6 protein-coding genes and 1 rRNA gene (1 of these 7 only partly in view) are annotated in these 7,946 nt (G+C 48.2%); 4 read left to right on the top strand and 3 right to left on the bottom strand.

Going from position 1 to position 7,946, the window contains the following annotated elements:
• Positions 1–138 (bottom strand): 16S ribosomal RNA (locus MARGE09_RS04995); it reaches 1,396 nt to the left of the window's first position.
• A gap of 603 nt (positions 139–741) precedes the next feature.
• Entirely contained in the window at positions 742–1,593 is an 852-nt protein-coding gene (gene pssA / locus MARGE09_RS04990; protein ID WP_236986250.1) for a CDP-diacylglycerol--serine O-phosphatidyltransferase, read from the bottom strand.
• Positions 1,594–1,772: 179 nt separating this feature from the next.
• On the opposite strand from pssA, the gene MARGE09_RS04985 reads away from it, so the two are divergent.
• The 3 genes from MARGE09_RS04985 to MARGE09_RS04975 are packed head-to-tail and all read left to right on the top strand — an operon-like array spanning position 1,773 to position 5,621.
• The gene (locus tag MARGE09_RS04985; RefSeq protein ID WP_236986249.1) at positions 1,773–3,176 is read left to right on the top strand and encodes a serine/threonine-protein kinase; all 1,404 of its coding nucleotides are present in this window, start codon (positions 1,773–1,775) and stop codon (positions 3,174–3,176) included.
• Between the two features lie 40 nt (positions 3,177–3,216).
• Positions 3,217–4,071, top strand: a complete 855-nt coding sequence (locus MARGE09_RS04980) for a DNA ligase (protein WP_236986248.1) — start codon at positions 3,217–3,219, stop codon at positions 4,069–4,071.
• Between the two features lie 44 nt (positions 4,072–4,115).
• Positions 4,116–5,621: a YifB family Mg chelatase-like AAA ATPase gene (locus MARGE09_RS04975; RefSeq protein ID WP_236986247.1), complete on the top strand. Its 1,506-nt coding sequence runs from the start codon at positions 4,116–4,118 to the stop codon at positions 5,619–5,621.
• Here MARGE09_RS04975 and MARGE09_RS04970 read toward each other — a convergent pair.
• A complete protein-coding gene (locus MARGE09_RS04970) occupies positions 5,607–6,794 on the bottom strand; it encodes a thiolase family protein (protein ID WP_236986246.1) in 1,188 nt (395 codons plus the stop codon). The genes MARGE09_RS04975 and MARGE09_RS04970 overlap by 15 nt on opposite strands.
• Before the next feature lie 195 nt (positions 6,795–6,989).
• Here MARGE09_RS04970 and MARGE09_RS04965 point away from each other — a divergent pair, with 195 nt between their 5' ends.
• Positions 6,990–7,940, top strand: coding sequence for an acetyl-CoA carboxylase carboxyltransferase subunit alpha (locus MARGE09_RS04965; RefSeq protein WP_236986245.1), 951 nt, complete (start codon positions 6,990–6,992; stop codon positions 7,938–7,940).
• The last annotated feature ends 6 nt before the right edge of the window (positions 7,941–7,946 follow it).

Below are 7,946 nucleotides of genomic sequence, written 5' to 3'. Positions count from 1 at the left end.
CCCCACTACTAGGTAGATTCCCAAGCATTACTCACCCGTCCGCCGCTCTAATCAGTCCGAAGACCTTTCGCGCTCGACTTGCATGTGTTAGGCCTGCCGCCAGCGTTCAATCTGAGCCATGATCAAACTCTTCAGTTTAAATATAGCAATCTCTTCATCACCGAAGCGATAGATGAGATCAAATCTTTTTGAACGCAAATAACTTTTAACATCAAAAAATAATTCTTAACGTTAATACTGCTGCATTACTGCTGCTGTGGTCACTTGCGTTAATTTTTTACTTACAATTACACAAGCGCCCACACGCTTTGCTTGATCTGTCTTGTTAAAAAGCGATAAGAGCGTTAAGCTTCTTATCCTTTACCCTTTCCGGCTGCGCCGTATCGGGGTTGCGAATTCTACGCTTTTCAGTGTTGCTTGCAAGCTTTTTTTCGATTTATTTTTCAGTGTTTTTTCGGTGGCCTATCCGAAGATAAACAACCAACCAAACAACCCGAATGAATAACGAATCATCCTGCCCTCAGCCTGACTGAGCGAGGCGCGCATTATACGCAGCGCCAAACGCTTTGCAAGCGAGTGATCAAATAACCTTAAAGATAAAAACACTTTAAAAACAACAACTTGACCTACTCAACGGACGCCCTAGAAACCCTTCTCGATGACGTTTACCCCGTGAGGAGGCGCGCATTATAGGCACTTAAATCATCCGCGCAAGCTCTTTTTTATTAATGCTTTGATTTTTTACTCCGCAGAGTCTTTATTAGCCTCCGCAGGCGGCGCTTTTTCGGCCTTTTGTGCGCGCAAAAGGCCGAAAACCCAGGCCACCGGCCCCGAGAAACAATAAGTCACAGCCATAAGAAGAAGCATTCTTGCAGGATCAACTGTGACCAACACAAAGATCAATACCGCAGCAAACAAGACAACAAATGGAACCCGCCCCTTTAAATCCAACCCTTTAAATGAGGTGTAGCGAATATTTGAAACCATCAGCAAGCCAATGACAGTCGTCATTAACGCCAATGCAATAGACACCTCATAAGAAGGAACTGTATCCGACCAACTCCATACTGTAGCTGCCAAAATAGCCGCGGCAGGAGGGCTCGCCAAACCAACAAAATAACGCTTGTCGACAACCTCGACCTGAGTATTGAAGCGCGCCAAGCGCAATGCCGCGCAAGCACAGAAGATGAACGCCGCCGCCCAACCAAGCTTTCCTAAAGGCTCTAACCCCCAGCTAAACATGACCAATGCTGGCGCAAGCCCAAAGGAAACCATATCCGAAAGACTGTCATACTGAACACCAAACGCGCTAGTGGTATTGGTCATGCGGGCAACGCGGCCATCAAAACCATCGAGCATTTGGGCGGCAAAAATCGCCATGCCTGCATTAGCAAAATCACCATTCATACCCGAAACAATCGCGAAAAAGCCAGCAAAAAGAGCAGCAGTGGTAAATAAATTAGGGAGCAAATAAACGCCCTTACGGCGAATTTTCTTTCCCTTTTCCTCTACCTCTTCAACATGCTCATCCACAATCTGTGAGATTGGATGCTCTTCCACATCGTTAAAGTTGTTGTCATCTGGATTCGACATAATAAGTTCAACTCGCAATAGTTGGGACAATCCCGTTAAATTCACCAGCGCATCATACTCTTGCTAACGATGATGCCAAGCCCTGCCAGCAATAGATAGTTGCCACACCAATCACGCAGCCATCAATTAACACTTGGTATATTGATGGCTTGACCTGCAATAACAAATCGAGCCTTACTATGCGCACAATCGAGATTCCAGGCTACACCATAAAACGCCCTCTAGATAAAGGCGGTATGGCGACGGTCTATTTAGCAGTACAAACATCGCTCGCAAGGCAAGTCGCCATTAAGGTTATGAGCGAAGAGCTTAGTAAAGACCAAAGTTTTGCTGAGCGCTTTGACCAAGAGGCCAAAATAGCTAGCAGGCTAGCTCACCCTAACATTGTCACCATTTTCGACTATGGGTCGATTAGCACCGAGAAAGAGTCTACCTCGTACCTTGTAATGGCTTTTATTGACGGTCAAGACTTAAAAACACTGCAACCTAAACTTCCTTTGGTGACACGGTTACAGGTCATTCAAGATATTGCCAATGCGCTCCACTACGCGCACCAGCAAGGAGTTATTCACCGCGATATAAAACCACAAAATATATTGTTACAAAAAGATAGTCATCGAGCACTACTGACCGATTTCGGTATTGCTAAAGCCCACAAAAATACGCAAGAGCTCACACAAACAGGGATGACACTGGGCACCCCCCACTATATGAGCCCAGAGCAAGCTCTTGGCAAAGTGATTGATCATCGAGCCGACATTTATAGCTTGGGCGTGGTACTGTATTTTTTATTAACAGGGCAAACGCCCTACAACGGGGACTCCGAAGTAGAAATAGGTATTAAGCACTCTATTGACCCAATCCCCAATTTACCTGAAATATTCGCATGCTTTCAGGCCATTATTGACAAATCCCTCGCTAAATCTCCTGAAAACCGATACCAAACAGCGCAAGAATTTTCAGAAGCTATTGGAAGGGTATCGATCGACAACTTAACTACGTTGGTGCAGTCAATAAATAATCAAAGCGAAGCCCCAACCCAAATATCCACAGCACCACCACAATTACACCAAAGCACAAAAGAACAAAGCCGCCTAAATAATATTAAAACGACCGCAATCAGCACCGTCGTCACAACCACACTATTGCTTTTAGCATTTTGGTTTTTTCAGCCCATAATGCAAAAACAAGACGCACCCCCGCGTGAGCCTGAAAAAAAACGCCTAACACTTCAAACGGAGCCGGCACGAGCAGAAGCAAATAGAAACCGCGACACCATCAAAACCGCACTAACTTGCCAATACACAACAATTAATACTTGGGGGAATGGCTGGCAGGGACGTATATCACTATCGAATACGTCCAACCAAACGATTAACCAATGGAGGATTACTTTTACGCTGCCTTCAAATAGCCGTATTACAAATTCTTTCGTCACCCAAATTGCCAGCAACGAAAACGCAATAACTTTAACGCCGCACGACTGGAATAAGATAATAAACGCCAACACTACATTAAAACTAGAATTCCAAGGGAACGGGGCAGCACCAAACCAGTTAAGTGATCTACACTGTAATGGTTAATTAAAAGTACGTTTTATCTAATCACACAAGGATGCTAGTGATGATATTCAACCTTCGGTTTCTGCTGCTCGTTATATTTTTCTGGCTGTCACCACACAGTCAAGCACAACCACCACGGCTAATGCTGGCCAATACATATCACTTAGAACAAGCCATAGACTTAAGCGATTACTGGGTCAGCGAAAAACTGGATGGCATTCGTGCTTACTGGGACGGCACAGACCTTAAAACCCGCAATGGGAATACGATAAAACTGCCAGTCCATCTAAAAAACACACTACCCAACACACCTTTAGATGGAGAGCTATGGCTAGGCAGGCAAACATTTGACAAAATCAACGCGCTAATCCACACCCGCACACCCACTTCACAGCAGTGGCTCGGCGTTCAATATAAAGTTTTTGACCTCCCTCAATATGCAGGCGAATTCAACGAACGGCTATCGACTCTTCAGGCAATGTACGCAGAATCCCCTAATACTTTCTGGTCGCCAGTCGAGCAATTTAAAGTCGAAAACCAAACGCAACTGGAACAACATCTACTAGACATCGAAAAACTCGGTGGCGAAGGCCTAATGCTACACAAAGGCAGCAGCCTCTACGCCGGCACAAGAACCAATGATTTACTCAAACTTAAAAGCTTCCAAGATGCTGAAGCCGTAGTCATTGGCCATACTGCAGGCAAAGGGAAATACACCGGAATGGTCGGGGCACTTATCGTAAAAATAGAAGGTGGCGTAACATTCAATATTGGCACAGGCCTGAGCGACGCGGATCGCGCCACCCCACCAACAATAGGCAGTGTTATCACTTACAAATATTTTGGCTTAACGCATAAAGGCACGCCGCGTTTTGCCAGCTACCTGCGAACACGCACTAGCAAAGTCGCAAACTAGTGAGTCACAGCTATACTGTATAAAAAAACAGCACAAGGAAAGTTATGTCTCTTGCCGTTATTCATACTCGCGCGCTGCTAGGCGTAGAAGCCCCCTGCGTACAAACCGAGGTCCATCTCGCCAATGGTTTACCTGCATTTACCATTGTTGGCCTGCCAGAAACCGCCGTAAAAGAAAGTAAAGATCGCGTACGCAGCGCCATTGTGAATAGTCACTTTGAATTCCCTCAGCGCCGCATTACTGTGAATCTTGCGCCAGCAGATCTCCCAAAACAAAGTGGTCGCTACGATTTAGCCATTGCATTGGGCATTCTTGCTGCATCAGAGCAAATCCCTTCAACCCAATTGAACAATTACGAATTTATTGGCGAGCTTGCTCTAACAGGAGAACTACGCGGTGTTCGCGGCGCCATTGCTAGCGCAAAAGCCTGCGTCAACGCCAACAGAGTACTTATTTGCCCTAAAGCCAACGAACCAGAGGCCGCATTTTGCGCAGCACAAAATAGCCTAGTCGCAAGCACATTACTCGAAGTTGCCGCACACCTGCATCAACGCGTAAGCCTACCCAACCCAGAAGTTAATTTAGCCCCGCAAAGCGCTACAAGCTACCCAGACCTTGCCGATATAAAAGGCCAACTACAAGCCCGCCGCGCGCTCGAGGTTGCCGCAGCTGGGGGGCACAACTTGCTTTTTTTTGGCCCGCCAGGAACGGGGAAGAGCATGCTGGCAGCCAGGCTTGGCGGTATTTTACCGCCTCTTAGCAATGACGAGGCGCTGGACGTTGCCACTATTCAGTCAATCATCGGCAATAGCCAACCAGAGCTATGGCGCCAACGGCCATTTAGATCTCCGCATCACACCGCCTCTGGCGTAGCGTTAGTTGGCGGAGGCGGGCAACCAAAGCCAGGCGAAATCTCACTCGCCCATCAAGGTGTACTGTTCCTTGATGAACTACCTGAATTTCCACGCTCGGTCCTTGAGGTATTGCGTGAACCCCTCGAAAGCGGCCGTGTCTCAATATCGCGCGCCAACGCACAAGTCGAATTCCCGGCACAATTTCAACTTATTGCAGCAATGAATCCGTGCCCGTGCGGTTATGTTGGTGATCAAACACAACGCTGCCGGTGTAGCCCGCAACAAATAGCCCGCTATCGGCAAAAAATATCAGGCCCGCTATTAGACCGTATTGACCTACACGTACCTGTGGCCACCCTCCCGATTAGTGACCTACATAGCAAACCGCAAGGCGAATGTAGCGCAACCGTAAGAGCGCGAGTTGAGCACTGCAGGGCACATCAACTCCAGCGGCAACAGTGCCCAAACAGTCAGCTCAAGGGCAATTTATTACAGGAACATTGCAGCCTAGACCTAGCCAGCAAAAACCTACTTGCGCAAGCCGTGACGAAACTTAACATGTCTGCTCGTGGTTACGACCGCATATTACGCGTATCCCGAACACTGGCCGATATGGCTGGCGAAGCCCATATATCGGCAACACATTTAGGCGAGGCGCTCAATTACCGCGCACTCGACCGTTCACAGCAACTCTAAAGCAATGGCTGTCGCCTCACCACCACCAATACACAAACTCGCTATACCGCGCTTTTTTTGCTGCGATTGTAGCGCCGCAATCAGCGTTACAATAAGTCTCGCACCCGAGGCACCTAGCGGGTGCCCCAACGCACACGCACCGCCATGAATATTCACCTTATTGGCATCCAAAGCTAAGTCATGTATCGCAGCCATCGTCACCACGGCAAAGGCTTCGTTGATTTCAAACAAATCAACATCGGCGATATCCCAGCCGCTCTTCGCTAATACCTGCTCAATTGCCCCAACAGGCGCCGTTGTAAACCATTCGGGGGCTTGTGCATGCTCTGCGCAGGCTTTTATTTCTGCTAAAGGGGCAAGGCCTCGCGCTAGCGCTTCGCTTTTAGGCATCAATAATAATGCTGCAGCGCCATCGGCAATTGAGCTGGCATTTGCCGCCGTAACCGTGCCGCCAGTTTTAAAGGCCGGCTTTAAAGTGGGTATTTTTTCGGGCTTGGCTATTTCGATTGACTCATCACGCTCAACAGTCACTACCCCCTTACGCCCTTCAAGCGTTATTGGCGTTATTTCTGATTTGAAATGATTGTCATCTACCGCTTGCCGCGCGCGCCGCAGCGACTCTAAAGCAAAGGCATCTTGCGCTTCGCGTGAAAAACCGTACTTTTCCGCTGTAGCCTCCGCAAATACGCCCATTAGCTGCCCGCTATAAGCGTCTTGCAAGCCATCGGTAAACATGTGATCCAGCAGTTCACCATGCCCTAAGCGATAACCACTTCTAGCCTTTGCCAGCATGTGCGGCGCATTGCTCATACTCTCCATGCCACCAGCAATCAGTAACTTCGCGCTACCCGCTCGGATAGCATCTACGCCTTGCATAACGGCCTTCATCCCAGAACCGCAAACCTTATTCACCGTGGTAGCACAAACACTGGCAGGCAAACCGGCTTTGAGCACAGCCTGCCTAGCAGGCGCCTGCCCCACACCGGCCGGTAAGACGCAGCCCATAATAGCCGCCTCTATTTGATCAGACGCCAAATCACCATTTCGCAACGCGCCAGTGATAGCCGCCGCGCCTAAATCCGCTGCAGTGCAAGTACTTAAAGCCCCTTGCATAGCGCCCATAGGGGTTCTCGCCATGCCTACAATCACTACATTATCTAAAAGAGCCGTCATATTGCCCCTCCTTATTGAGTTCTCAGCTTAACGAGTTTGTTTTTTTATTTCACACTCTAACAGTAAAGTCTAACGGTTTAGCGTTTGCTTACTTGATGGTACACTTGCGCCCATTTTTTGGCTTACGTGAATACAATGGCTTACCCCTTGTTAGTGCGTGCGCCGCAACAAACGTAAACGCGGTAGACCGGCATCATGAATTTAAATTACCTAAGCTTTGAACAAGATATCGCCAAATTTGAAGGCCAAATTGCTGAGCTGAAGCTCGCCAGCACAGATCAAGATATCGACATATCGGATGAAATTGACAGCTTGCGACAAAAGCTCAAAAAAGAAACCGAAAGCATTTACAACAATTTAACCCCGTGGCAAACGGTGCAAGTAGCCCGTCATCCGCAACGCCCTTACACCAGCGATTACATATCGCGTATGGTTGACGATTGGGACGAATTGCATGGCGATCGTCACTTTGGTGATGACGCCGCTATTATCGGTGGCATTGGTCGTATTAACGGTCGCAGCGTAATGATTATTGGCGAAGAAAAAGGCCGTAGCGTACAAGAAAAAGTATCGCGAAATTTCGGCATGCCCCGCCCCGAAGGTTACCGCAAGGCTTTGCGTTTAATGGAAATGGCCGAACGTTTTAAGCTTCCAATTATCACCCTTATTGACACACCAGGAGCCTACCCCGGCATTGATAGCGAAGAACGCGGTATTAGTGAAGCCATTGCGCAAAACCTCGCCGTTATGAGCCGCTTGCGCACCCCAATCATTTGCACGGTTATCGGAGAAGGATCATCTGGCGGCGCATTGGCCATTGGCGTGGGCGACCACCTCAATATGCTGCAATACGCAACTTACTTTGTTATCTCCCCCGAAGGCTGCGCCAATATCATTTGGAAAACCGTAGAAAAAGCACCACTTGCTGCAGAAGCTATGGGTGTAACCTCAAGTAAACTTGAAGAACTTGGCATTATCGACGAAACCATTTTAGAGCCACTCGGCGGCGCGCACCGCAACCCCGATGAAATGGCCAATGCCCTAAAGGAACGCTTAAGCGCACAACTCGATGAACTTTGCGCAACAGACCCAGACGAGCTTCTAGCAAAACGCTACGAACGCCTAATGAGTTACGGCAACGAATAAACATCT

Source organism: Marinagarivorans cellulosilyticus, from assembly GCF_021655555.1.
GTDB lineage: Bacteria > Pseudomonadota > Gammaproteobacteria > Pseudomonadales > Cellvibrionaceae > Marinagarivorans > Marinagarivorans cellulosilyticus.
Note: the sequence above shows the minus strand (reverse complement) of the source record. Positions and strands in the feature narration are given on the sequence as shown.

What these genes read in the sequence shown, in the direction of transcription:
- MARGE09_RS04965 (WP_236986245.1), top strand. Translation starts at nt 6,990, where the DNA reads ATGAATTTAAATTACCTAAGCTTTGAACAAGATATCGCCAAATTTGAA.
- MARGE09_RS04970 (WP_236986246.1), bottom strand. Translation starts at nt 6,794, where the DNA reads ATGACGGCTCTTTTAGATAATGTAGTGATTGTAGGCATGGCGAGAACC.
- MARGE09_RS04975 (WP_236986247.1), top strand. Translation starts at nt 4,116, where the DNA reads ATGTCTCTTGCCGTTATTCATACTCGCGCGCTGCTAGGCGTAGAAGCC.
- MARGE09_RS04980 (WP_236986248.1), top strand. Translation starts at nt 3,217, where the DNA reads ATGATATTCAACCTTCGGTTTCTGCTGCTCGTTATATTTTTCTGGCTG.
- MARGE09_RS04985 (WP_236986249.1), top strand. Translation starts at nt 1,773, where the DNA reads ATGCGCACAATCGAGATTCCAGGCTACACCATAAAACGCCCTCTAGAT.
- pssA (WP_236986250.1), bottom strand. Translation starts at nt 1,593, where the DNA reads ATGTCGAATCCAGATGACAACAACTTTAACGATGTGGAAGAGCATCCA.